A 25,466-nucleotide genomic window follows, 5' to 3' on the forward strand; every position below is an offset into this window, starting at 1 on the left:
TCCTGTGTAAGATACAAGCTCTTAAATGCCTGCGATCCGGCAGCAGCCGAGTCAGCGGCTACAGCAACCGATTTCAAGACTGGAACCAACCAGTCGAGGACCCGCAACGGGTCAGCTTCAACCATTTGAACAGTTGAGGAGAGGTGAGCATGTCCAATGAGCAGCAAGTCCGTATCTACAACCCCTCGGAAGAGATGGTCCGTAACGCAGCGGTGTCCGGCATGGACGGGTATCGCGCGCTGTGCAAGGAGGCCGAGGACGATTACGAAGGCTACTGGGGCCGTCGTGCGAAGGAGCTGCTCGACTGGAAGGAGCCCTTCACCCAGGTCCTCGACCAATCGAACGCGCCGTTCTTCAAGTGGTTTGCCGACGGCAAGCTGAACGTTTCGTACAACTGCCTTGATCGCAACGTCAATAATGGCCTGGGCGACAAGGTCGCGCTGATCTTCGAAGCCGACAGCGGCGAAGTCACCAAGGTTACCTACAAGGACCTGCTCGCGCGCGTCAGCAAGTTCGCCAATGCCCTGCGTGGCATGGGCGTCAAGAAGGGCGATCGCGTCATCATCTATCTGCCGATGTCGATCGAAGGCGTGGTGGCCATGCAGGCCTGCGCGCGCATCGGTGCGACGCACTCCATCGTTTTCGGCGGCTTCTCCGCACAAGCCCTGCGTGACCGCATCGAGGATGCGGCAGCGGTCGCCGTGATCACGTCCGACGGCCAGTTCCGCGGTGGCAAGGCGCTGCCGCTCAAGCCGATCGCCGACGAGGCGCTGTCCCTCGGCGGGTGTGATTCGGTCAAGAATGTCATCGTCGTCAAGCGCACCGGCGCCGACGTCAATATGGTCGCCGGGCGTGACGCCTGGTACCACGAGGCGGTGGCCAGCCAGTCCGAGACCTGCGAGCCCGAGTGGGTCGAGGCCGAACACCCGCTGTTCATCCTCTACACCTCCGGCTCCACCGGCAAGCCCAAGGGTGTTCAGCACTCGTCGGGCGGCTACCTGCTGCAGGCGGTGCTGTCGATGAAGTACACCTTCGACATCAAGCCCGAAGACGTCTATTGGTGCACCGCCGACATCGGCTGGGTCACCGGCCACACCTACATCACCTACGGCCCGCTCGCCTGCGGCGCGACCGAGATCGTGTTCGAAGGCGTGCCCACCTACCCGGATGCCGGTCGTTTCTGGAAGATGATCCAGGACCACAAGGTCAGCATCTTCTACACCGCGCCGACCGCGATTCGCTCGCTGATCAAGGCGGCCGACAACAACCCCGTCGTGCATCCGAAGCAGTACAACCTGTCCTCGCTGCGCATCCTGGGTTCGGTGGGCGAGCCGATCAACCCGGCGGCCTGGGAGTGGTACTACGAGAACGTCGGCGGCGGCCGTTGCCCGATCGTCGATACCTTCTGGCAGACCGAGACCGGCGCGCACATGATCACGCCGATGCCAGGCGCAACGCCGATGGTTCCGGGTTCCTGCACGCTGCCCTTCCCGGGCATCATGGCGGCAGTGGTGGACGAAACCGGTACCGAGGTGCCCTGGGGTCAGGGTGGCATCCTCGTGGTCACCAAGCCGTGGCCGTCGATGATCCGCAACGTCTGGGGCGACCCGGACCGCTTCAAGAAGACCTACTACCCCGAGGACTTCAAGGGCAAGCTCTACCTCGCGGGCGACGGTGCCATCCGTGACGCCGAGACGGGCTACTTCACCATCACCGGTCGTATCGACGACGTGCTGAACGTCTCCGGTCACCGCATGGGCACGATGGAGATCGAGTCCGCCCTGGTGGCCCACGAGAAGGTGGCGGAAGCTGCCGTGGTCGGTCGTCCGGACGATGTGACCGGCGAAGCCATCGTGGCCTTCGTGGTGCTCAAGGGCGCACGCCCGACCGGCGACGAAGCGGCCAAGGTGATCAAGGAGCTGCAGGCCTGGGTCGGCCACGAGATCGGCCCGATCGCCAAGCCCAAGGACATCCGCTTCGGCGAGAACCTGCCCAAGACGCGCTCGGGCAAGATCATGCGCCGCCTGCTGCGCCAGTTGGCCAAGGGCGAGGATGTCACGCAGGACACCTCGACGCTGGAGAACCCGGCCATCCTGGAACAGCTCAAGGGCTGATCCGACACGGCCGGGCCTGCGGGTCCGGCCGCCAATGAACGACAGGGGGAGGCCCGGGCACGTATCCGGGCACATGGGGGGAGACCGGGCACGCGCAATGCGTGCTTCCTGATCGTGCGAAGCGCCGACCCCGCCTGCAAGAGCGGGGCGGCGCGTTCGCCATTGTGGCAGGGCCGACATCATGGGAGGTCATGATGCGCAAGGGACTGGCCGGGCAGCGCCTGGTGGCCGTGTTCATCGCCGGCATGCTGTTGCTCAATTATCCGATCCTGTCCTTGTTCGACCGGCCGTTGAGCCTGTTCGGACTGCCGTTGCTGCACGTCTACCTGTTCGGCACATGGCTTGCGCTGATCGTCGCGGTGGCCTGGATCGTCGAGCGGGGCGCGCGCTGATGGGGAGGGCGCGATGCTGCCGGGCTGGCTGATCGTCGGCGTCTCGTTCGCCTATCTGCTGTTGTTGTTTGCGGTTGCCTATTTTGGCGACCGCCGCGCCGACCAAGGGCGCTCGATCATTTCCAACCCCTGGGTCTACAGCCTGTCACTGGCGGTCTATTGCACCGCATGGACCTACTTCGGCAGCGTCGGCCGCGCCGCGTCGGGGGGCATTTCCTTCCTGCCCACCTATCTCGGTCCCACGCTGGGGCTGGCACTGGCCTGGCTGGTGCTGCTGAAGATGATCCGCATCGCGCGCAGCTACCGTATCACCTCGATCGCGGACTTCATCGCCTCGCGCTACGGCAAGAGCCATCTGCTCGGTGGCCTGGTCACAGTCATCGCGGTGGTCGGTATCGTTCCCTACATCGCACTCCAGCTCAAGGCAATATCGACGGGTTACGCGCTGCTGGTCGGCGGCTATGACCCGGAGTCCAAGGCCGTCGCTGCCACCGCCGCGGGCTGGTGGCGGGACAGCACGCTCTACATCGCCCTTACGCTTGCTGCGTTCACCGTGCTGTTCGGCACCCGCCACCTCGATACCACCGAGCGCCACGAAGGCATGGTGGCGGCGATTGCGTTCGAGTCGATGGTCAAGCTGCTCGCTTTCCTCGCCGTCGGCGTCTACGTCACCTACTGGCTCTACGACGGTTTTGGAGACCTTTACGCGCGGGCGATGGCGGCGCCCGACCTTGCAGGTGTGCTTGCCTTCGACAGCGCCGGGCGGCTGGGCTACGGGGGCTGGTTCGCCCACGTGTTGCTGGCGATGCTGTCGATCATCTTCCTGCCGCGCCAGTTCCAGATCGCGGTGGTCGAGAACGTCAACGAGCAGCACCTGCGCCGTGCCACCTGGGCGTTCCCGGCCTACCTGCTGGCGATCAACATCTTCGTCATCCCGATTGCGCTCGGTGGTCTGCTGCATTTCGGCCAGGGTACGGTCGACCCGGATACCTTCGTGCTCTCGCTGCCGCTGGCGCACGACAACGCTGCGCTTGCACTGTTCGTATTCATCGGCGGCCTGTCGGCGGCCACAGGCATGGTCATCGTGGAGGCCATCGCGCTATCGACCATGGTCTGCAACGACCTGGTGATGCCGATGCTGCTGCGCAGTCGCAGGCTCAACCTCGCGGGCGAACGCGATCTCACCGGGCTGCTGCTCGGCATACGCCGTGGGGCGATCGTCGTCGTGCTCTTGCTGGGCTATGTGTACTTCCGCCTGGCCGGCGAGGCCTATGCGCTGGTGAGCATCGGCCTGATCAGCTTCGCCGCGGTCGCCCAGTTCGCGCCGGCAATGCTGGGCGGCATGTACTGGCGTGGCGGAACCCGGGAGGGGGCTCTGGCCGGTCTGTTGGCGGGCTTCCTGGTGTGGGGCTACACGCTGATGCTGCCCTCGTTCGCCAAGTCGGGCTGGTTGGACCCTGGCTTCATGGAGCAGGGCCTGTTCGGGCTCTCCCTGCTCAGGCCCGAGCAACTCTTTGGCCTGAGCGGCTGGGACAACATCAGCCATGCCTTGTTCTGGAGCCTGCTCGCCAACATCGGCTGCTATGTGCTGGTGTCGCTGCTACGGGTTCCGACCGGTGCGGAGGCGACCCAGGGGGCGCTGTTCGTCGACGTGTTCCGGCGCGGCGAGGCGGCGCCGACCAGTTTCTGGCGGACCGGGGCCGAAGTGCGCGAGTTGCTCCCGCTGGTGGCCCGCTTTCTCGGCCAGCGCCGCACCGAGGAGGCGTTTGGCGCGTACGCGCGATCACATGGCTACGAGCGCATCGACCAGCTCAAGGCCGACCCCGACCTGGCCCACTTCGCGGAGTCCCTGCTCGCCGGTGCCATCGGCAGTGCCTCGGCTCGGGTCATGGTGGCCACGGTGGTGCAGGAGGAACCGTTCGGCCTTGGCGAAGTGATGGATATCCTCGATGAGGCCTCGCAGGTGCGCGCTTACTCGCACAAGCTCGAGGAGAAGTCGCTGGCGCTGGAGGCGGCGACTGCCGAACTGCGCGCGGCCAACGAGCAGCTCAAGGAGCTCGATCGGCTCAAGGACGATTTCATGTCGTCGGTGACGCACGAGCTGCGCACGCCGCTCACCTCGATCCGCGCCTTCTCCGAGATGATGGTCGACGATCCGGACATTTCCGTCGACGACAGGCAGCGCTTCCTCGGCATCATCGTGTCCGAGACGGTGCGCCTCACGCGCCTGGTCAACCAGGTTCTGGACATGGCCAAGATCGAGTCGGGTCATGCCGAGTGGCATAACACCGACGTCGATATGCACGAACTGGTCCAGCATTCGGTGGACGCCACCATGCAACTGTTCCGTGACCGCGGCGCCGAGGTGCACCTCGATCTTGCAGAGGGGGTGCCGCTCATCCGGGCGGACCACGACCGCCTGCTGCAGGTCATGCTCAACCTGTTGTCGAATGCTGCCAAGTTCGTGCCGCAGCATGATGGTCGCGTCGACGTGAGCCTGCGCTGCGATGGCCGGCAGTTGCGCGTCGATGTGAAGGACAACGGCCCGGGTATCGATCCCGGGCTGTTCCCGGTGATCTTCCAGAAGTTCCGGCAGGGCGGCGACGAGCGCTCGCGCCCGCAAGGGACCGGACTTGGGCTGCCGATCAGCCTGCAGATCGTGGAGCATTTCGGCGGCCGGCTGTGGCTCGAGTCGACGCCGGGCGAGGGGGCGACCTTCTCGTTCGAACTGCCGTTGGCTGCGGCGGCCGGGCTCAATGAATTAGAATAGTGGCGGGGAGGAGTCTGAATGAACAAGAAAATATTGATTGCCGACGATGAGCAGAACATCGTCATTTCGCTCGAGTTCCTCATGAAGCGCGAAGGCTTCGAGGTGGCGATCGCCAATGACGGTGAGGAGGCCGTGCAGCGCATCCGCGCCGACCAGCCTGATCTGGTCCTGCTCGATGTAATGATGCCCAAGAAGAGTGGTTTCGAGGTTTGCCAGGAAATCAAGGCTGATCCGGCGCTGGCGTCGGTGCGCATCCTGATGCTGACCGCGAAGGGGCGCGACACCGAAGTTGCCAAGGGCCTCGCCCTGGGGGCAGACGCCTACATGACCAAGCCCTTTTCCACCAAGGAGCTGGTGGAAAAGGTACGCAGCCTGCTGGAGGGCTGATCGATGCAGGCACGTACGCGTTTCGTACTCGCGGTGATCGTGCTGTTCCTGCTCATGACCGGCCCTTTTCTGCTGACAGCGCTGATCATCTGGGTTGAGACACAGGACGAGGGGCGCCAGCAGCTGATCCAGGTGATCGCCCCCCACCTGACCCTGGGGACGATGCTCACGGCGCTGGGCTTTGCGGCCGGCGTGGGTGTGGTGCGCGCGCTGTTTCGGCAGTACGTGCAGGGCCTGCTGCGCATGTCGGAACACCTGCGCCTGATGCTGGGAGCCAATCGTGGCTTTCGAGTGCAGCCCGATGGGCCGCCCGAAGTGCAGGCGCTTGCAGTCGCCGCCAACGAGCTTGCCACCCAGCGTGACGAGTTGCTGACCGACGTCGAGGCGCAGATCACGCGCGCGAAGGAGTCCGTCGAGCTCGAGAAGAACCGCCTGGCGGCACTCATGTCCGAGCTCACGCAGAGCGTGGTCGTGTGCAATCTCGATGGCCGTATCCTGCTCTACAACAACCGTGCGCGCACGCAGTTCAGAGCGCTCTCGGATGCGCCGGCTGTTGCCGGTGGCGGTGAGCTGATCGGCCTTGGGCGATCGATCTACGGCGTATTCGAGCGCAACCTCATTGCGCACGCGCTCGACACCATCCAGCAGCGCCTGCGCCGCGGTGTTGCGCAGCCGCAGGCCAATTTCGTCACCACCACCAAGGCGGGGCAACTGCTGCGCGTGCAGATGGCCCCGGTGCTGTCGGTGATCGCCCCCCGCGCAGCGATGCTGCGGCCGATGCAGTGGCGGTGGTCGAGCCGACGCAAGGCAGTGCCGCAGCCGAAGCGGCGGACAGCGAGCCGGCCGTTGCGCCCGAACGCACACTGACCGGCTTCATCCTCATGCTCGACAACATCACGCGCAACTTCGAGACCGAGTCGCGTCGCGATCAGATGCTGCATTCGCTGACCGAAGGCAATCGCGCCTCGCTGGCGAACGTGCGCGCGGCGGCCGAGATGCTCGACTATGCCGATTTGCCGGATGAGATGCGCCAGCGCTTCCGTGGTGTGATCCGCGATGAGGTCGAGGCAATGGGAAGCCGTCTCAACCAGACCGCAAACGAGTTTGCCGACTCGCTCAAGGCGCGCTGGCCGTTGGAGGAGATGCTCGGCGCCGACCTGATCTCGGCGGTGCAGCGGCGCATCGAGAGCCGCATTTCGCTACGCACCAAGCTCGAGGAGGTCGACGAGTCGCTGTGGATGAAGGTCGACAGCTTCTCGCTCATGCAGGCAATTACTTACCTGGCGAGCCGTCTGTCCGACGAGTTCGAGGTGCGAGAGATCCGCTTCCGGCTCAGCGGCTCGGGCCGCCTGCTGCATCTCGACCTCATCTGGCAAGGGCAGGCCATGAGCACCGAGACGGTGATGAGCTGGGAACTCGAACCGATGCAGATCGAGGGCGAAAGCAGTCCGCTCACGGTGCGCGACGTCATCGATCGCCATGATGGCGAGATGTGGCTCGAGCGCGAGAAGGTGCGTCACCGCGCGTTCTTCCGCATTGTGCTGCCCGCGGCCACGCCGCAGGAAGCGGCAGTCGTCGACAACTACCTGCGTGGCGAGAGCCGGCCGGAGTACTACGATTTCGACCTCTTTGCCTGGTCTGACCGATCCCATGGCCTTGAGGACCGCCTGCTCTCTGAGTTGACCTACACCGTCTTCGACACCGAGACCACTGGCCTGAATCCGTCCCAGGGCGACGAGATCATCCAGATCGGCGCCACCCGCATCCTCAACGGCAAGCTGCTGCGCAGCGAATCGTTCGAGCAGCTCATCGACCCGCAGCGTCCGCTTGCGGCCGAATCGGCCAAGATCCACGGCATTACCTCGGACATGTTGCGTGGCCAGCCGACCGTCGACAAGGTACTGCCGGCCTTCCACGCCTTTGCTGCCGATACCGTGCTGATCGCGCACAACGCTGCGTTCGACATGCGTTTCCTGCAGCTCAAGGAGGCGCAGACGGGGCTGAAGTTCGACCAGCCGGTCATCGACACGCTGTTGCTGTCTGCGGTGATCCACCCCAATCAGGAGTCGCACAGGCTCGAGGCGATTGCCGAGCGCATGGGCCTGACCATCATCGGTCGTCATACTGCGCTGGGTGACGCGATCGTGACCGCAGAAGTGTTCCTCAAGCTCGTTCCGCTGCTGGCGGAGCGCGGCATACGAACCTTGCGCGAGGCACGCGAGGCCGCCGAGAAGACCTACTACGCGCGGATCAAGTACTGATGGCGTGTGCCGGCCTTGCCCGCGGAGGCCCGGATTGAGGCGCAACGCCGGCTTCAACCGCCAGCTCAGGCGTTACTACGGCTGGTATACGGGGACCTTCGCGCTGTTCGTGGTCCTGCTTGCGGTGGGCGAGTACCTTGGCCTGTCCGAGCGGGTCATCGGCCACGTCTTCCTGTTCGTCACCATTGCCGTCTATGCCGGCATTGGCGTCATGAGCCGGACCTCCGACGTGTCCGAGTACTACGTCGCCGGGCGGAGGGTACCGGCCATGTTCAACGGCATGGCCACCGCTGCAGACTGGATGAGCGCGGCCTCGTTCATCGGCCTGGCCGGCACGCTCTATTTCAGCGGCTTCGAGGGCCTGGCCTTCGTGACCGGGTGGACGGGCGGTTTCGTGCTCGTGGCCTTGCTGCTCGCCCCCTATCTGCGCAAGTTCGGCCAATACACGATCCCCGACTTCCTCGGCGCGCGTTACCAGGGCAACGTCGCTCGCCTGGTCGGGCTTGCCGCAGCGGTGCTCGCAAGCTTCGTCTATCTGGTCGCGCAGATCTATGGGGTGGGGCTGGTGACGAGCCGCTTCGTCAGCGTCGAGTTCGAGATCGGGCTCTTCATCGGACTGGCGGGGATCCTGGTGTGTTCCTTCCTGGGGGGGATGCGCGCGGTGACCTGGACCCAGGTTGCGCAGTACGTGATCCTGATCATCGCCTATCTGGTTCCGGTGGTGATCCTGTCCTACAAGCTGACCGGGATACCGATTCCGCAGGCAGTGTACGGGACGGTGCTGCAGCAGATCAGCGCACAGGAGGATCACCTGCTACAGGCGCCGGCCGAGGTCGAGGTGCGCGCCATGTACCGCCAGCGTGCGCAGAACTACAGCGCGATGCTGGAGGCGCTGCCCGAGTCGCTGGAGATCGAGCGCCGCGTACTCATCGAGCGTCTCAACGACATGCGCCTGAACGATGCCCCGGCGCGCGAGATTGCGCTCACCGAGCGGGCGCTGCGCGATCTGCCACGCAGCCCCGCCGAGGCCCAGCAGGTGTGGGCCCGTGCGCGTGCCGAAGCGCTCGAGCGCTCGAAGCCGCCGCCTCGGCATGCCGAGGCCCACCCGGGGGAAGACGAGCACGAATCGCGCGTGGCGCGCAACAACTTCCTCGCCCTGATGTTCGTGCTGATGGTGGGCACTGCGGCGCTGCCGCACATCCTGATGCGCTACTACACGACGCCGGGGGTGATGGAGGCGCGGCGATCGGTGATGTGGTCGCTGTTCTTCATCTTCCTGCTCTACGTGACCGCGCCGGCCTACGCCGTGTTCGCAAAGTGGGAGGTCTATCACAACGTGGTCGGCTCGAGCCTGAGCATCCTGCCCGACTGGGTGGCGTCCTGGGGCAAGGTCGGCCTGGTCAGGATCGAGGATCTCAACGGCGATGGCATCCTGCAGCTCGCAGAGCTGCGGATCAATACCGACGTGATCGTGCTCGCGACGCCCGAGATTGCCGGCTTGCCTTACGTGGTGTCGGGCCTGGTCGCCGCAGGTGGCCTGGCGGCAGCCTTGTCGACCGCCGACGGCCTGTTGCTGACGATATCGAATGCGCTCTCTCATGACCTGTACTACAAGGTGGTCAACCCGCAGGCGAGCGCCCACCGCCGGCTGGTGATCTCGAAGTCCCAACTGCTGGTGGTGGCGGTGGTCGCTGCCTGGGTGGCCTCGTTGCGCCCGGACAATATCCTCTTCATGGTCGGGCTCGCGTTCTCGATCGGCGCCTCGGCCTTCTTCCCGGCGCTGGTGCTTGGCATTTTCTGGAAACGCGCGAACCGGCCGGGCGCGGTCGCAGGCATGCTCGTCGGCCTGTCGGTTACGCTCCTCTACGTAGTACGCACGCATGCGTTCTTCGGCGGCTCGATGGCCAACGCTTGGTTCGACATCAATCCGATCTCGGCCGGGGTGTTCGGCGTACCGCTGGGCTTCGTCACCATCGTGGTGGTGAGCCTGCTGACCAAGCCGCCGCCGCAGGAGATTCAGGACCTGGTGGACTACGTACGTTACCCCGAGATTGCGGGCGAACGCAGGATGGAGCCCTGAGTCGCCCCTTGAACCGCGGCCGATACGCCCCACATAGGGTTCAGTTCAACGAATCCCGAGGATGTCCGTCATGCGCTTCGACAAGCTCACCACCAAGTTCCAGCAGGCCCTCGCCGATGCGCAAAGCATCGCCGTCGGCAACGACCAGCAGTTCATCGAGCCCTTGCACGTGCTGCAGGCGCTGCTCGAGCAGGACGATGGCGGCAGCGTGTCGCTGCTGCAACGCGCCGGGGTCAATGTGCCGCCGCTCAAGAGCGCTGTCGGCAAGGCCATTGGCCGCCTGGCCAAGGTCGAAGGCCATGGCGGCGAGGTCAGCATCGGCCGCGACCTCAATAACCTGCTCAATATCACCGATCGGGAAGCCCAGAAGCGTGGCGACCAGTTCATCGCCAGCGAGATGTTCCTGCTCGCGCTCGCCGATGACAAGGGCGAAGCGGGCCGGCTGCTCAAGGAACATGGCCTTGCACGCAAGGCGCTCGAGGCCGCAATCGAGGCCGTGCGTGGCGGTGCCAGCGTAGGCAGCCAGGATGCCGAGGGCCAGCGTGAGTCGCTGTCGAAGTACTGCCTCGACCTCACCGAGCGTGCTCGCAGCGGCAAGCTCGACCCGGTGATCGGCCGCGACGACGAAATCCGCCGCGCGATCCAGATCCTGCAGCGCCGCACCAAGAACAATCCGGTGTTGATCGGCGAGCCGGGTGTGGGCAAGACCGCGATCGTCGAGGGCCTGGCGCAGCGCATCGTCAACGACGAGGTGCCCGAGACGCTCAAGGGCAAGAAGGTGCTGTCGCTCGACATGGCGGCGCTGCTGGCCGGTGCCAAGTACCGTGGCGAGTTCGAGGAGCGCCTGAAGGCGGTGTTGAAGGAGATCGCGCAGGACGAAGGTCGCATCATCCTCTTCATCGACGAGATCCACACCATGGTGGGCGCCGGCAAGGCCGAAGGCGCGATGGATGCGGGCAACATGCTCAAGCCCGCGCTCGCCCGTGGAGAACTGCACTGCATCGGCGCCACTACGCTGGACGAGTATCGCAAGTACATCGAAAAGGACGCTGCGCTCGAGCGTCGCTTCCAGAAGGTGCTGGTCGAAGAGCCGACCGTGGAGGCGACCATCGCCATCCTGCGTGGCCTGCAGGAGAAGTACGAGATCCACCACGGTGTCGACATCACCGACCCGGCCATCGTGGCTGCGGCCGAGCTGTCCAACCGCTACATCACCGACCGCTTCCTGCCCGACAAGGCGATCGACCTGATCGACGAGGCAGCCGCGCGGATCAAGATGGAGATCGACTCCAAGCCCGAGGTCATGGACAAGCTCGACCGCCGCATGATCCAGCTCAAGATCGAGCGCGAGGCTGTGAAGAAGGAGAAGGACGAGGCTTCGCAGAAGCGCCTGCAGTTGATCGAGGATGAGCTCGCCAAGCTGCAGCGCGAGTACAACGATCTGGAAGAGATCTGGAAGGCCGAGAAGGCCAAGGTCGCCGGCTCGGCCCATATCAAGGAAGAGATCGACGCCCTGCGCGCGCAGATGGCCGAGTTCCAGCGCAAGGGCCAGCTCGACAAGGTGGCCGAGCTGCAGTACGGCAAGCTGCCTCAGCTCGAGGGGCAATTGAAGATGGCCGAGCAGGCGGGCGAGAGCGCCACGCCCAACAAGCTCTTGCGCACCCAGGTCGGTACCGAGGAAATTGCCGAGGTGGTGTCGCGCGCCACGGGTATCCCGGTGAGCAAGATGATGCAGGGCGAGCGCGACAAGTTGCTGAAGATGGAGGACAAGCTGCACGAGCGCGTGGTGGGCCAGGACGAGGCCGTGCGCCTGGTGGCCGATGCCATCCGGCGTTCGCGAGCCGGCCTGTCGGACGAGAACCGCCCCTATGGCTCATTCCTCTTCCTTGGCCCGACGGGCGTGGGCAAGACCGAACTGTGCAAGACGCTGGCGAATTTCCTGTTCGATTCCGAGGAACACCTGATCCGCATCGACATGAGCGAGTTCATGGAGAAGCACTCGGTCGCACGCCTGATCGGTGCGCCGCCGGGCTACGTCGGCTACGAGGAGGGCGGCTACCTCACCGAGCAGGTGCGGCGCAAGCCCTACAGCGTGATCCTGTTCGACGAGGTCGAGAAGGCGCACCCGGATGTGTTCAACGTGCTGCTGCAGGTACTCGACGACGGCCGCATGACCGACGGGCAGGGGCGCACGGTGGACTTCAAGAACACCGTGATCGTGATGACGTCGAACCTCGGCAGCCAGATGATCCAGGCGATGGCGGGTGATGATTACGGCGTGATCAAGCTTGCCGTAATGGCCGAGGTGAAGACCTACTTCCGCCCCGAGTTCATCAATCGTATCGATGAAGTGGTCGTTTTCCACGCCCTCGACGAAGAGCACATCGCCGGCATTGCCCGCATCCAGTTGCAGTACCTGGAGAAGCGCCTGGCCAGGCTGGAGATGGGCCTGGAGGTTACCGATGCGGCGCTCGCCGAGCTGGCGAGCGCGGGTTTCGATCCGGTGTTCGGCGCACGTCCGCTCAAGCGTGCGATCCAGGAGTACATCGAGAACCCGCTCGCCAAGGCGATTCTCGAGGGCCGGTTTGCCGCCAAGGACACGGTGCGTGTCGATGCTCCTGCCGGGAGGCTGGAGTTCGAGCGCGTCCAGCGCTGAGGCGGGTCAGGCCGGCGGGTGTACCTTCAGCCAGCCGGCAAAGTCGTCTGCCGCCAGTGGGCGCGAGAACAGGTAGCCCTGCATCAGCGTGCACTGGCGTTCGCACAGGAAGGCGCGCTGCTGCTGGGTTTCAACTCCCTCGGCGACGACCTCGAGACCCAGGTCGCGCGCCATCGACAAGGTGGCGGTCACGACAGCGGCGTCCTCCGGGTCGCCTGGCAGGTCGGCGACGAAGCTCTGGTCCACCTTCAGGCGGGCGATGGGAAGGCGCTTCAGGTAGGCAAGCGAAGAGTAACCGGTACCGAAATCGTCAAGGGCCAGGCTGAGGCCGTGGCCGACGAGCTGGTGCAGGCGCTCCAGCAGCTGCTCACCCGGCTGCATCAGCGCGCTTTCGGTGATCTCGAGCTCGATCGCGCTCGGCGAAGCGCCCGTTTCCTGCAGGATGGCGACCACACTATCGACGAATTCGGCACGCCGGAACTGCAGTGCCGAGATGTTGACGGCAATACAGACCTCGCCCAGCCCGGCCTGCGACCAACGCACCTGTTGCCGACATGCCTCGCGCAAGACCCAGTCACCGAGTTGAATGATCAGGCCGGAGTCTTCCGCAACAGGGATGAAGCGGGCAGGTGAAATCGGCCCCTGGGCAGGGTCGTTCCAGCGTACGAGCGCTTCGCAACCCATGGTGCGTCCGCTGCGCGTATCGATCTGGGGCTGGTAGTGCAAGCTGAGCTGGTCTGTGGCAATTGCGCGGCGCAGCGCGTTCTCGAGCAGGAGGCGCTCGGTGGCGCGTACGTTCATGTCCGCGGTGAAGAACTGGAAGTTGTTGCGACCAGCGGCCTTTGCGCCGTACATCGCCGTGTCGGCGTGCTTGAGCAGGATCTCGACGGTGTCACCGTCCTCGGGAAAGAGGGCGATCCCGATACTGACCGAGGGGCGAAGCTCATGACCATCAAGCTCGATCGTTGCGGCAAGGACGTCGAGCATCTTGCGTGCGACGGCGGCAGCATCGGTCGGTCCGGCGATGCGTGGCAGCAGGGCCACGAACTCGTCGCCGCCCAGACGCGCGAGTTGATCCTCGGCGCGTACGCATGCGCTCAGGCGGTGTGCGACTGTTTCCAGCAGTCGATCGCCCATGGCGTGGCCGAGTGAGTCGTTGATGGTCTTGAAGTTGTCCAGGTCGAGGAAGAGCACGGCGAAACGGTCGTGGTGACGGGTCGCGCTGCGCAGCGCGACCGCACCGTGTTCGAGCCATGCGCTGCGGTTCGGCAGTCCGGTCAGGGTGTCGAAGCGCGCCAGGTAGTGGATGTGCGCCTCTGATTCTCGGGCTCGGGTAACGTCCTGCAGGATGCCGCGCAGGCGTCCCAGGCCATGCTCCGACCATTCGCTCTCGATCTGCAGGTGGAGTACGCGTGGCGGTTCGCTCAGCGTACGGCAGTCGATGGTGCGCAGGCCCGCAGCCTGCGTAAGCTCGTCGATGATTTCGCGCAGCGCGCTCTGGTCGTCCTCACGGAAGCTGGCGACGATGTCGTCGATCGAGCTCAGCTCGGCCTGCTGGCGGCCGAGCAGGCCGTGCAGCCCATGCGAGCAGCGCAGGCCGCGCAGACCGTCGAAGCTCTCCCAGCTACCCATCTGTGCGATTCGCATGGCTTCGTTGAGTGCAGCCTGCTTGTCGTGGAGGTCGGCATGGGTGGCTTCGAGTTCCTGCGTGCGGCGTTCGACCAGCGCGGCAATGCGGCGCGTGTTGCCGGAGCTTATCAGCAGGAAGGCGCCGAGCAGGGCGGTGGCAAGCAGGGCGACGACGACGGTGCCCAATGCGGCCCAACTGCGCAGGCTGAGCAGATAGGCGGGTGTTGCCCTCAACAGGACTTCGAGCGGACGCTCGCCGAACTCGAACGCGTGGGCATGCCGCACTTTACGCTCCAGCCAGCCCGGACCTTCGCAGCCGGGCGTTCCGCTCAGGCGTGTGCCCGGGGCGCCACCCGAGCGGTCGATCAGGCACAGTTCGATGAGCGCAGCCAGTCTGGGGTCGAGTGCGCTCGCAATCGCGTCGTCCATGCGAAAGGCTGCCGACACGATCCCGCTGCGTCGTTCGCCAGTGCGCGCAGTGGCCTCGTTCCAGCCTGGTGCAAGTGTGGCGAGATAGACGACCATGCCGCGCTGGTCGTCACGCTCCTGTACCAGACGGAAGGGGTCGCTCGCCACCGGGCGACCGCTGCGCTGACTTGTCTCGATGGCCACTGCCGCTGCGGGTAGCGCGTAGGGGCTCATGCCGATCACGCTCAGGTTACTTTCTCTGGGCTCGACGAAGGCGATCGGGTAATAGCGCGCGGCTTGAGCGGCTGGAAAGGTCTGGCCCTGGAAGTCACGGTCGAGGATGCGGTAGCCGGGGGTGTCCTCCCGCATGACGGCCTCGAACGCTTCGCGCTCGTCGTTGCGTACGAGCGGGTTCCAGGCAAAGTTCTGGGTGCCGGGGTAGCGGTGCAGCCAGGGGCTGACGAAGGCCTTGAATTCATCGCGGGTGATCTGATCGCTGTTGCTGATCAGGCCGCTGATCGACAGCATCATGTCGATCTGGGCGTCGAACCTGCGCTGGACCTGGGTGGCAAGGAGGTGCGCGTCGCGCTCGAATTGCGCGTGGATGCGGTTCTCCTCCCATGAGATGACCTGCTTGAAGGCGATACTCAGCATCGCCAGGGCAACGAGCAGCGGAACGGCCACTGCATTGCGCCTGCTGCGCCAGTCCGCCGCCGGGCGACCGAACAGCACCAGCATCAAGGGGGTGGCGATGATCACGCCGAGCGTGTCGCCGAGCCACCAGTTCCACCAGTTGAAGAACAGGTCCTCGCGGGCGATCAGGCCTTCCTGCACCAGCAGTGGCGTGCTGACGGTTGCCGAGACGAGACAGCTCGCGGGGGCGATCAGGGCGAGCAGGCGCAGAATGCTCGCGGTGTCGTCGAAGGCACTCTTGCGGCCAATGAATCGGTCGATGAGGCAGGCGCCCAGTACCGCCTGCAATGCCGCGGCGACGGGCGCGAGCGCAAGCACTGAGACAAGGGGGCTGGTGGCACCGACGGCAGCGCCTGCCAGAGCCTGCACCGCGAGCGAACCGAGCAGTACGCCGGGCCACAGACGCCTGCCGTAGATGTGCAGTGCAGCAATTGCAATGCCAGCGGCCGGGAACACGGGCACGGCGTATCCGGGCGGGATCGCCATGTTCAGGCTGAGCCAGCCCGCCACCGCGTATGCCAGCGCAAGGATGACGACAGAGAGGAGATAGGGCAGCGCCGGGGCCGGTTTCATCGCGCGCAGTATAAAGGGCAGTGATGCACGCTTGTTGAGGCATCGTGCACGCCCGCGCCTGATTGAGCGGTGGATGCGTTAAACTCGCGGGCTTGATCCGGGCGCCCGGCGGTTCCGCCCCCGCAGTGCATGCATGCCCGGGCCCTTTCCTGAGTCCCTCGCGGAAATCGAGATGTTCGAAACCATTCGCAGCAACAAGCGTGTCGCCCAGGTCATTCTGGCGATCCTCATCGTTCCTTTTGCCTTCTTTGGCATGGATGCCTATTTCAGCGACTCGCCCACCGGTAACGAAGTGGCCAAGGTCGCGGGTACGGGCATCAGTGCCTTCGAGTTCGACCAGGCCCTGCGCGAACAGCAGGACCGACTGCGCCAGAGTGCGGGTGGCCAGGTCGATCGCGCGCTGCTCGAATCGACCGAGCTCCGCAGAGTCGTGCTCGACAACCTCATCAACCAGCGTGTGCTCGCGCTCTACGCCGCGGAGAACCGGCTCGTCGTAACGCCGCAGCAACTGCAGGAGGCGATCGCCGCCGTGCCGGCCTTCCAGGAAGACGGTCGTTTCTCGCTGCAGCGATACGAGATGCTGGTGCGTGCTCAGGGCATGACGCCTGCCAGCTTCGAGGCCAGGGTGGCCCAGGATGTGCGCATCCAGCAGATCGTCGCCTCGGTCGGCGACGCCGGGATCGTGCCGCAGGCGTCGGCTCAGCGCTTCCTGGCGGCTCAGCTCGAGGAGCGCCGGATTCGCGAGCTGCGCTTCCCGGTCAGCCGCTTTGCCGCCGATGTGAGCATCACCGACGACGAAGTGAAGGCCTACTACGAGGCTAACGCCGCTCGTTTCGAGCAACCCGCGCGGGTGCAGGCCGAGTACCTGCTGTTCGACCGCGCTGCGGTCGAGCGCGGCATCGAGGTGGCCGACGACGAGGTCCAGGCCTTCTACGAAGGCAACCAGGGCCGTTTCGGCGTGGCCGAGGAACGCCAGGCCCGACACATCCTGCTCTCCCTTGACGCCGCTGCCGATGCAGCCGAGGTCGACAAGGTGATGGCCGAGGCGCGTGCGCTGGTTGATACCCTGCGCGCGCAGCCCGAGCGCTTTGCCGAGATCGCCCGCGCGCAGTCCCAGGATCCGGGTTCTGCAGGGCGGGGCGGCGACCTTGGCTTCTTTGGCCGGGGCATGATGGTGGGCGCCTTCGAAGACGCGGTCTTCGCCCAGAGCAAAGGCGAAATCGGCGACCCGGTGCGCAGCGAGTTTGGCGTCCATGTCATCGAGGTGACCGACATCAAGCCGGCCACGATCAAGGCGCTGGAAGAAGTGCGTGACGAGATCGTCGCCGAGCTGCGCGGCGCGGCCGCCGGCCGGCGTTTTGCAGAGCTTGCCGAGCAGTTCGCCAACACGGTGTACGAGCAGTCCGACAGCCTGGCGCCGGCTGCAGAATTGCTTGGACTCGAGGTGCTGACCACCGACTGGATGTCGCGTGCTGAAGGTAGTGGCCCGTTCGCCAACGAACGTCTGCGGAGCGCGCTGTTCGGCGATGAGTCGCTGAACAAGGGCCGCAACACCGAAGCGATCGAGATCGGCAACGGCACGCTGGTGTCGGCACGGGTCAAGGCCTCCGAGCCTGCCAAGCGCTTGCCGCTGGAAGAGGTGCGCACGCGCATTGCCGACGAGCTGAGGCTGGAGCGCGCACGCGCACGCGCGGCCGAGTCTGGAGCCGAGATGCTCGCAGCGCTGCAGAAGGGCGGCGAGGCCGAGGGGGATTGGGCCGAGGCGCGTACGCTGCAGCGTGGCGCACCGGGCCTGCCTGCAGCGGCCATGCAGGCGGTGTTTTCCGCGCCTGCCGAGCCGCTTCCTGCCTTCGTCGGGGTGGCTTCGAGCGAAGGCGACTACGTGATCTACCGTGTCGATGTCGTCGAGCGACCGCAGATTGCCGGCGACGACGAGCGTATCGAGCTGGTCGCCGCGCAGTACTCGCAGTTGCTCGCGGGCCGTGATTTTGCCGGTTTCCTAGCCGATCTGCGCCAGCGCTACAAGGTCGAGATCAGCCCGGGCGCGCTGCAGGTGCAGTAAGGCCTTCAGGTAAGCGCTGCCGCAACGAAAAAAAGCCCGGTACTGTTGCCGGGCTTTTTTATAGGGTGCGGTCACGCCATCGCCGCGCGCAGGCGCGTCAGTCCATGGGCGCAGGATTGCCGAGCGCGGTGATGTTGAAGCCGGCGTCGACATACATGACTTCGCCGGTGATGCCGCTGGCGAGATCGGAGCACAGGAAGGCGGCTGTGTTGCCGACTTCGTCGATGGTCACGTTGCGGCGCAACGGCGCGTTGTGTTCGTTGAAGGCGAGCAGCTTGCCGAAGCTGCCGATGCCGGAGGCTGCGAGTGTCTTGATCGGGCCGGCGGAGATGGCGTTTGCACGCGTGCCTTCGGGGCCGAGGGTGACGGCCAGGTAGCGCACCGAGGCTTCGAGGCTGGCCTTGGCCAGGCCCATCACGTTGTAGTTGGGCATGGTACGCACGGCACCCAGGTAGGACAGCGTGAGCAGTGCCCCCTTGCGTCCCTTCATCATCGGCCGCGCCGCCTTGGCCAGCGCGGGGAAGCTGTAGGCGCTGATCTCCTGCGCGACGCGAAAGGCGTCACGCGACAGGCCGTCGAGGAAGTCGCCCTCCAAGGCCTCGCCCGGGGCGTAGGCGATCGAATGCACCAGCCCGTCCAGGCCATCCCAGTGCTGCCCGAGCGCGGTAAACAGGCCGTCGATCTGGGCGTCGTCCTGGACGTCGAGCGGGAACACGAGCGCGCTGCCGAAGTCCGCGGCCATCTTCGCCACGCGCTCCTGGAAACGTTCGTTCTGGTACGTGAATGCGAGTTCCGCGCCCTCACGGTGCATCGCCTTCGCGATACCGTAGGCGATCGAGCGGTTGCTCAGCAGACCGGTGATGAGGATGCGTTTGCCGGCAAGAAAACCCATGGACGATGACTCCCGATGACAAGGGCACGATTATAGCCGCAAGGCTGCAAGGGCTAACGGTCCGGCGCGCTTCAGCGGTCGCGCCGACACGGTAAACCTGCCAGAATCGGCCCTTCTTTTGATCCAGATCCTTGCACGTGTTCCGCTTTTCCGGCCTGCGTCGTAACCTGTGCGTGATGTGTGTGCCGCTGCTGGCAGGCCTTGTGGCGAGCGCCTGCGGCTCGGCATGGAACGACCCCTACCCGGGTGAGGAGCGCGGCGCCAACGTGCTCTATACGGCGTTCACCGAGCGCCCCAAGCATCTCGATCCGGTGCAGTCCTACAGCGAGGACGAGGCGACCTTCCTTTACCAGATCGTCGAGCCGCCGCTGCAGTATCACTACCTCAAGCGGCCCTACGTGCTCGAACCGGCGACCGCGGCGGCGATGCCGACGCTGCGCCGCTACGATGCCTCGGGTCGTGAGCTGGCAGTGTCGGCCGACGCCTCCAAGGCGGCCAGGACGGTGGTCGAGGTGCGCATCAAGCCCGGCATCCTTTACCAGCCACACCCGGCGTTTGCGCTCGATGAGGCGGGGGCGCCGCGCTACATGAACCTGCAGCCCGCGGACCTGCGCGGGGTGCGCGGCCTGGGTGACTTCGAGCACACCGGCACGCGCGAGCTCGAGGCAGGCGACTACGTGCATCAGATCAAGCGTCTCGCCAATCCGCGCCTGCACTCGCCGATCTTCGAACTGATGGCCGAGTACCTGCCGGGGCTCAAGACGCTGCAGGAAGCGCTCGCCGTCGCTGCCGCGAGCGATGGCGGCTGGCTGGACCTTGCCCGCTTCGAACTGCCCGGTGTCGAGGTGGTCGATCGCCATACTTACCGCATCACCCTGCAGGGCGCTTATCCGCAGTTCCTGTATTGGCTGGCGATGCCCTTTTTCAGTCCGGTTCCGCCCGAGGTGGACCGATTCTTCGCCCAGCCCGGCATGGCCGAGCGCAACCTGACCCTGGACTGGTGGCCGGTTGGAACCGGCCCCTACATGCTTGTTGAGAACAACCCGAATGCACGCATGGTGCTGGTACGCAACCCGAACTACCGTGGGACGCCCTATCCGTGCGAGGGCGAGGATAGCGATGCGGCGGCAGGGCGCCTGGCCGATTGCGGCAAGACCATGCCTTTCATCGACAAGGTGGTGTTTTCCCGCGAGCGCGAAGGCATCCCCTACTGGAACAAGTTCCTGCAAGGCTATTACGACGCCTCGGGTGTGTCTTCGGACAATTTCGACCAGGCGGTGACGCTGACCAGCCAAGGCGACGTGTCCTTGTCTCAGGAAATGGAGGCGCGCGGTATCCGCCTGCTGACCGCGGTATCGCCGTCGATCTTCTACCTGGGCTTCAACATGCTCGATCCCTTGCTGGGCGGCGGGCCGTCGAAGGCTGAGCAGGAGCGCGCGCGCAAACTGCGCCAGGCGATCTCGATCGCGCTCGACATGGAGGAGTTCGTATCGATTTTCCTCAATGGCCGGGGGGTGCCGGGCATGAGTCCGATTCCGCCGGGTATCTTCGGCGCCCGCGAGGGCAGGGCGGGCATCAACCCGGTGGTGTACGAGTGGCGCGGGGACGAGGTCGATGGGCGTCCGGTGCGTCGCAGCGTGGACGAGGCGCGCCGGCTGCTGGCCGAGGCGGGCTGGCCAAACGGGCGCAATGCGCGTACCGGTGAGCCGCTTATCATCAATCTCGACACCACCCCGGGCGCGTTGGGCGACAAGGCGCGCTCGGACTGGCTGGCCAAGCAGTTCCGCGAGCTTGGCGTGCAGTTCGTCGTCCGCCCGACCGACTTCAACCGCTTCCAGGACAAGATCCGTCAGGGCAATGCGCAGTTGTTCTTCTTCGGCTGGAATGCCGACTACCCCGATCCCGAGAACCTGCTCTTCCTGCTCCATGGTGCGCAAGGCAAGGTGCGCTTCAACGGCCAGAACGCCGCCAATTACGAGAACCCGGAGTACGACGCCTTGTTCGAGCGCATGAAGGCGATGCCCGACGGCCCGGCGCGCCAGCAGATCATCGACCGCATGGTGGCGATGCTTCAGCACGATGCGCCGTGGATCTTCGCCTTCCACCCCAAGGCCTATTCGTTGCAGCATGGCTGGGTGCTCAACCGCAAGCCGGGTGCGATGGTGCGCAACACGATGCAGTACCAGCGCCTCGATGTGGAACGCCGTGAGGCGGCGCGGGCCGAGTGGAACCGGCCGGTGCTGTGGCCGTTGGCGCTGGTGGCATGCTTGCTCGCTGCGGCGATCGCCCCTGCGCTGATCCATTGGCGACGGCGCGAGACTGCGACCGCAGCGCCGGTGTCGCCCTTGCCGGCGGCGGCGTCATCGTCCTCGGTTGAAGGAGGCGAGCGCTGATGCTGGCCTACCTTGTCCGGCGGTTGCTGTACGCGATCCCGATCCTGATCGGGGTTAACCTGCTCACTTTCCTGCTCTTCTTCGTCGTCAACTCGCCCGACGACATGGCGCGCATGCATATCGGCGTCAAGCGCGCCACACCCGAGGCGATCGAGCGCTGGAAGGTCGATCGCGGCTATGACAAGCCGCTGTTCGTCAATGCCGAGGCCGCGGGCAGTGCGCGCTTCACCGACACCATCTTTTTCGACAAGTCGCTGCGCATGTTCGCGCTCGAGTTCGGCCGCGCCGACGACGGGCGTGATATCGGCCAGGAGATCCGCGACCGCATGGGGCCCTCGCTGGCGATTGCGCTGCCGACCTTCGTACTGAGCCTGGTCGTGTCGATCAGCTTCGCTCTGTTGCTGGTGTTCTTCCGCGCCACCTACCTGGATTTCTGGGGTGTGGTGCTGTGCGTGGCGATGATGTCGATCTCGAGCCTGTTCTACATCATCGGCGGCCAGTGGCTGGTGTCCAAGATGTGGTCGCTGGTGCCGATCTCCGGCTACGCGCCCGGGCTCGATGCTGCGCGCTTCCTCGTGCTGCCGGTGCTTATCAGCGTACTCGCGGGCATTGGCTCGAGCGCGCGATGGTATCGCACCATCTTCCTCGAGGAGGTCTCGAAGGACTACGTGCGCACCGCGCGCGCCAAGGGGCTGTCCGAGCTCGCGGTGCTGTTCCGTCATGTGCTGCGCAATGCCCTGATCCCGATCCTGACCGGCGTGGTGGTGGTCATTCCGCTGCTGTTCATGGGCAGCCTGCTCGTGGAGTCCTTCTTCGCCATTCCCGGCCTGGGCAGCTACACGATCGATGCGATCAACGCACAGGACTTTGCGGTGGTGAGGGCGATGGTGTTCATCGGGTCGGTGCTTTACATCATCGGTCTGATCCTGACCGACATTTCCTACACGCTGGTCGATCCCAGGGTAAGGCTGCAATGAGCGCGCCGTGGGGAATACCGATGGGCTTCCAGCCGGTGCTGCTGTGGACCGATGCGCTGCTTTTCCTGCTCGTTGGCGTGGCCGTGCTCGCCGCGCTCTACGTGCGCGGGCAAGCGCCCTTGCGTGACGCATGGCGCCGGGTCGGCAAGCGACCGGCCGGCATGGCGGCGGCGACCGTGTTGCTCGCCTTCATTGCGGTCGGCCTGCTCGACAGCCTGCATTACCGGCCTTTGTTGCCGGCATTGGCGACCACGATCGCAGTGGCGGATCCTGAGGGCGCGCCGGCCCCGGTCGGCACCGACCAGACTGCGTCGGGAGAGGACGCGGCAAAGGACGCGGGAGAGGACGCGAGACAGGACAAGGGTGAGGGCACGCCGGTCGCGCAGTACTCGACCGAGGTGCTTTCCCTGCTCGATGCGCTGTTGATGCCGCTGCGCCTGCAGACCGAGAAGACCTATTCGGCGCCCTTTGCCTGGCGCCTGTACCAGCGCGAGACGATGGAGCTCGAGGATGGCCGGCAAGTGCGCGACTACCCGCGGCTGGTCCATGGCGCTGCCCATCTGCAGGTCCCCGAGCATGAGCGCAGCGCGGACGTGGCGGCGCGGGTGCTGAGCGCAGTGGGGCAGGCCGCGCTGTGGTCGGTCCTTGCCTTCCTGCTCCTGGTAACGATGGTATGGCGTGGAAGCGGCCTGGGCTGGGGTGCGGTGGCAGCGGCGGTGCTCGGCGGGCGCACGGTGCTGGCGTGGCGCGCGGCGCTGCTCACGCTTGCCGTCCTGCTCCTGATCGTCGCCCTCTGCCTGCAGCTTGCGCCGCTGTATCACGTGCTCGGTACCGACAAGGTCGGCCAGGACGTGCTGTATCTCGTGCTCAAGAGCGTGCGTACGGCACTGGTGATCGGCACCATCACCACGCTGGTGATGATGCCCTTTGCGGTTGCCCTCGGTATTGCAGCCGGATACCTGGGCGGTTGGGTGGATGATGTCGTGCAGTACCTGTACACGGTGCTCAACGCCATTCCCGGCGTGCTGCTGATCGCTGCTGCGGTGCTGATGATGCAGGTTGTCATCGACACCAACCCGCAGTGGTTCGATACTGCCGCCGAGCGGTCGGACGCGCGCCTGCTGGCGCTGTGCTTCATCCTCGGCATCACCAGCTGGACGGGGCTGGCCCGCTTGCTGCGCGGCGAGACGCTCAAGTTGCGTGAGCTGGAGTACGTCCAGGCGGCACGCGCCTTCGGGGTGAGGACGCCGGCCATTCTGCGCCGTCACATCCTGCCCAACGTGATGCACATCGTGATGATCGCGCTGGTGATGGATTTCTCCGGGCTGGTGCTGGCCGAGGCGGTGCTGTCCTATGTCGGCATCGGCGTCGATCCGACCACGATCAGCTTCGGTACCATGATCAACATGGCGCGTGCCGAACTTGCCCGCGAGCCGATGGTCTGGTGGTCACTGGCGGCCGCCTTTGTGTTCATGTTCGTGCTCGTGCTTGCCGCCAACCTGTTCGCCGATGTCGTGCGTGACGCTTTCGATCCCCGCCGTGGATGAGCTTGCCGGATTCAGATGAAAGAGCTTCGATTCGATAACCTTTTCGTGCGTGAACTGCCTGCCGACCCGGTGCTGGGGCGTCATGTTCGCCAGGTGCATGGTGCCTGCTATTCGCGCGTCGAGCCGACACCGGTACGTGCCCCGGTGCTGCTGGCGTGGTCGCCGGAGGTTGCGGCGCTCCTCGGTCTTGATGAGGCGGATGTCCGCAGCCAGCAGTTTGCCGAGGTGTTCGGCGGCAACGCGCTGCTGCCGGGCATGGAGCCCTACGCCGCCTGCTATGGTGGCCATCAGTTCGGCAACTGGGCGGGGCAGCTCGGTGACGGGCGGGCGATCACCCTGGGCGAGGCGATCAACCTGCAAGGCCAGCGCTGGGAACTGCAGCTGAAGGGTGCGGGGCCGACGCCGTATTCGCGCCGGGCCGATGGGCGCGCGGTGCTGCGCTCGTCGATCCGCGAGTTCCTGTGCAGCGAAGCGATGCACCACCTTGGCGTGCCGACCACGCGCGCGCTCAGCCTGGTGGCCACCGGCGAACAGGTGGTGCGCGACATGTTCTACGACGGCCATCCGCGGCCAGAGCCGGGGGCGGTGGTGTGCCGGGTGGCGCCGTCCTTCATCCGCTTCGGCAATTTCGAAATCTTTGCCTCGCGCGGCGAAGAGCCCCTGCTCGAGCGCCTGATCGACTTCACCATCGCCCGCGACTTTCCCGCCCTTGCTGCCGAGCGCGACCCGGTTGCGCGCCGCGTGGCGTGGTTCGAGGAGGTTTGCCGGCGAACGGCGGTGTTGCTCGCACACTGGATGAGGGTCGGCTTTGTGCATGGGGTGATGAACACCGACAACATGTCCATTCTGGGCCTGACGATCGACTATGGCCCCTATGGCTGGATCGATGACTTCGACCCCGAGTGGACGCCGAACACGACCGACGCCGCAGGCCGGCGCTATCGCTTCGGACATCAGCCACGCATCGCGCAGTGGAACCTGTGGCAGCTGGCCAATGCGGTGTATCCGGTGCTGCAGCAGGTCGAGCCGCTCGAGCGTGCGCTGGTTGGCTATGCCGAGCTGCACGAGGCCGAATACCGGCGGATGATGGGCGCCAAGCTCGGCCTGGCATCGTGGCATGCCGGAGCGACGGACGATGACACACACGGCGACGCCTACCTGCTCGATGAACTGCACCGTATCCTGCAGGCGGGCGAGATGGACATGACGCTGTTTTTCCGCCGACTCGCCGACCTGGACGTGGCCGAACCCGACCCGGTCTTGTTCGAGACCGGGCTCGACGCTGGCGTGTTCTACGCCGAGGCGCGCCGCGCCGCAGTGGCGCGCGACTTTGCCGCCTGGCTGCGGCGCTACGCGGTGCGGGTGGCGGAGGAGGGCGTGCCGGTGGAGGCCCGGCGGGCTCGGATGAACGCGGTCAATCCGCTCTACGTGCCGCGCAACTATCTGGCGCAGCAAGCCATCGACGCCGCCGAGCAGGGTGATCTCGGGGAACTCGAGACCCTGTTCGACGTGCTGCGCAAGCCCTACGAGGCGCAGCCGGGGCGGGAACGCTTTGCCGCCAAGCGCCCGGACTGGGCGCGCGACAAGGCCGGGTGTTCGATGCTGTCGTGCAGTTCGTGACGCGCCGCGTGC

The 25,466-nt window shown here is 65.4% G+C and carries 13 protein-coding genes and 1 pseudogene; 12 read left to right on the plus strand and 2 right to left on the minus strand.

Annotation, left to right across the window (positions count from 1 at the left end; genetic code table 11):
• Nucleotides 1-149: 149 nt before the first annotated feature.
• The 7 genes and pseudogenes from acs to clpB all read left to right on the plus strand — a co-directional run bounded on the left by acs (nucleotide 150) and on the right by clpB (nucleotide 12,660).
• Nucleotides 150-2,114 carry an acetate--CoA ligase gene (gene acs, locus B447_RS00375; RefSeq protein WP_002935546.1) on the plus strand — a complete coding sequence of 655 codons (1,965 nt, stop codon included), beginning with the start codon at nucleotides 150-152 and terminating at the stop codon, nucleotides 2,112-2,114.
• A gap of 194 nt (nucleotides 2,115-2,308) precedes the next feature.
• Nucleotides 2,309-2,506 carry a hypothetical protein gene (locus B447_RS00380; RefSeq protein WP_198291727.1) on the plus strand — a complete coding sequence of 66 codons (198 nt, stop codon included), beginning with the start codon at nucleotides 2,309-2,311 and terminating at the stop codon, nucleotides 2,504-2,506.
• A gap of 13 nt (nucleotides 2,507-2,519) precedes the next feature.
• Nucleotides 2,520-5,276 carry a sensor histidine kinase gene (locus tag B447_RS00385; protein WP_002935550.1) on the plus strand — a complete coding sequence of 919 codons (2,757 nt, stop codon included), beginning with the start codon at nucleotides 2,520-2,522 and terminating at the stop codon, nucleotides 5,274-5,276.
• Between the two features lie 18 nt (nucleotides 5,277-5,294).
• Entirely contained in the window at nucleotides 5,295-5,663 is a 369-nt protein-coding gene (locus tag B447_RS00390) for a response regulator transcription factor (protein WP_002935554.1), read from the plus strand.
• Nucleotides 5,664-5,666: 3 nt separating this feature from the next.
• A pseudogene (locus B447_RS00395) lies at nucleotides 5,667-7,924 on the plus strand (exonuclease domain-containing protein).
• Between the two features lie 34 nt (nucleotides 7,925-7,958).
• Nucleotides 7,959-10,004: a sodium:solute symporter family protein gene (locus B447_RS00400; protein WP_002935557.1), complete on the plus strand. Its 2,046-nt coding sequence runs from the start codon at nucleotides 7,959-7,961 to the stop codon at nucleotides 10,002-10,004.
• Between the two features lie 70 nt (nucleotides 10,005-10,074).
• Nucleotides 10,075-12,660 carry an ATP-dependent chaperone ClpB gene (gene clpB / locus B447_RS00405; RefSeq protein WP_002935558.1) on the plus strand — a complete coding sequence of 862 codons (2,586 nt, stop codon included), beginning with the start codon at nucleotides 10,075-10,077 and terminating at the stop codon, nucleotides 12,658-12,660.
• 6 nt (nucleotides 12,661-12,666) lie between these two features.
• Here the strand turns inward: clpB and B447_RS00410 are convergent, their stop codons facing one another.
• Nucleotides 12,667-15,963, minus strand: a complete 3,297-nt coding sequence (locus B447_RS00410; protein ID WP_002935559.1) for an EAL domain-containing protein — start codon at nucleotides 15,961-15,963, stop codon at nucleotides 12,667-12,669.
• A 172-nt stretch (nucleotides 15,964-16,135) separates the two neighbouring features.
• Here B447_RS00410 and B447_RS00415 point away from each other — a divergent pair, with 172 nt between their 5' ends.
• On the plus strand, nucleotides 16,136-18,025 hold the full coding sequence (locus tag B447_RS00415; RefSeq protein ID WP_002935560.1) for a SurA N-terminal domain-containing protein: 1,890 nt from the start codon (nucleotides 16,136-16,138) through the stop codon (nucleotides 18,023-18,025).
• Between the two features lie 97 nt (nucleotides 18,026-18,122).
• Here B447_RS00415 and fabI read toward each other — a convergent pair whose 3' ends face one another.
• Nucleotides 18,123-18,917, minus strand: coding sequence for an enoyl-ACP reductase FabI (gene fabI / locus B447_RS00420; protein ID WP_002927251.1), 795 nt, complete (start codon nucleotides 18,915-18,917; stop codon nucleotides 18,123-18,125).
• Between the two features lie 176 nt (nucleotides 18,918-19,093).
• Between fabI and B447_RS00425 the strand changes: the two genes are divergently transcribed.
• From B447_RS00425 to B447_RS00440, 4 genes are read left to right on the plus strand one after another with little or no spacing between them, the layout of a single operon-like run.
• A complete protein-coding gene (locus tag B447_RS00425) occupies nucleotides 19,094-21,310 on the plus strand; it encodes an ABC transporter substrate-binding protein (protein WP_051018742.1) in 2,217 nt (738 codons plus the stop codon).
• Nucleotides 21,310-22,287, plus strand: a complete 978-nt coding sequence (locus tag B447_RS00430) for an ABC transporter permease (RefSeq protein WP_002927249.1) — start codon at nucleotides 21,310-21,312, stop codon at nucleotides 22,285-22,287. Before B447_RS00425 ends, B447_RS00430 begins: the two co-directional genes overlap by 1 nt.
• A 20-nt stretch (nucleotides 22,288-22,307) precedes the next feature.
• A complete protein-coding gene (locus B447_RS00435) occupies nucleotides 22,308-23,834 on the plus strand; it encodes an ABC transporter permease (protein WP_002935567.1) in 1,527 nt (508 codons plus the stop codon).
• A 15-nt stretch (nucleotides 23,835-23,849) separates the two neighbouring features.
• Nucleotides 23,850-25,454, plus strand: a complete 1,605-nt coding sequence (locus B447_RS00440) for a protein adenylyltransferase SelO (protein WP_002935573.1) — start codon at nucleotides 23,850-23,852, stop codon at nucleotides 25,452-25,454.
• Nucleotides 25,455-25,466 lie beyond the last annotated feature (12 nt).

Source organism: Thauera sp. 27, from assembly GCF_000310125.2.
Taxonomy (GTDB): Bacteria; Pseudomonadota; Gammaproteobacteria; order Burkholderiales; family Rhodocyclaceae; genus Thauera; species Thauera mechernichensis.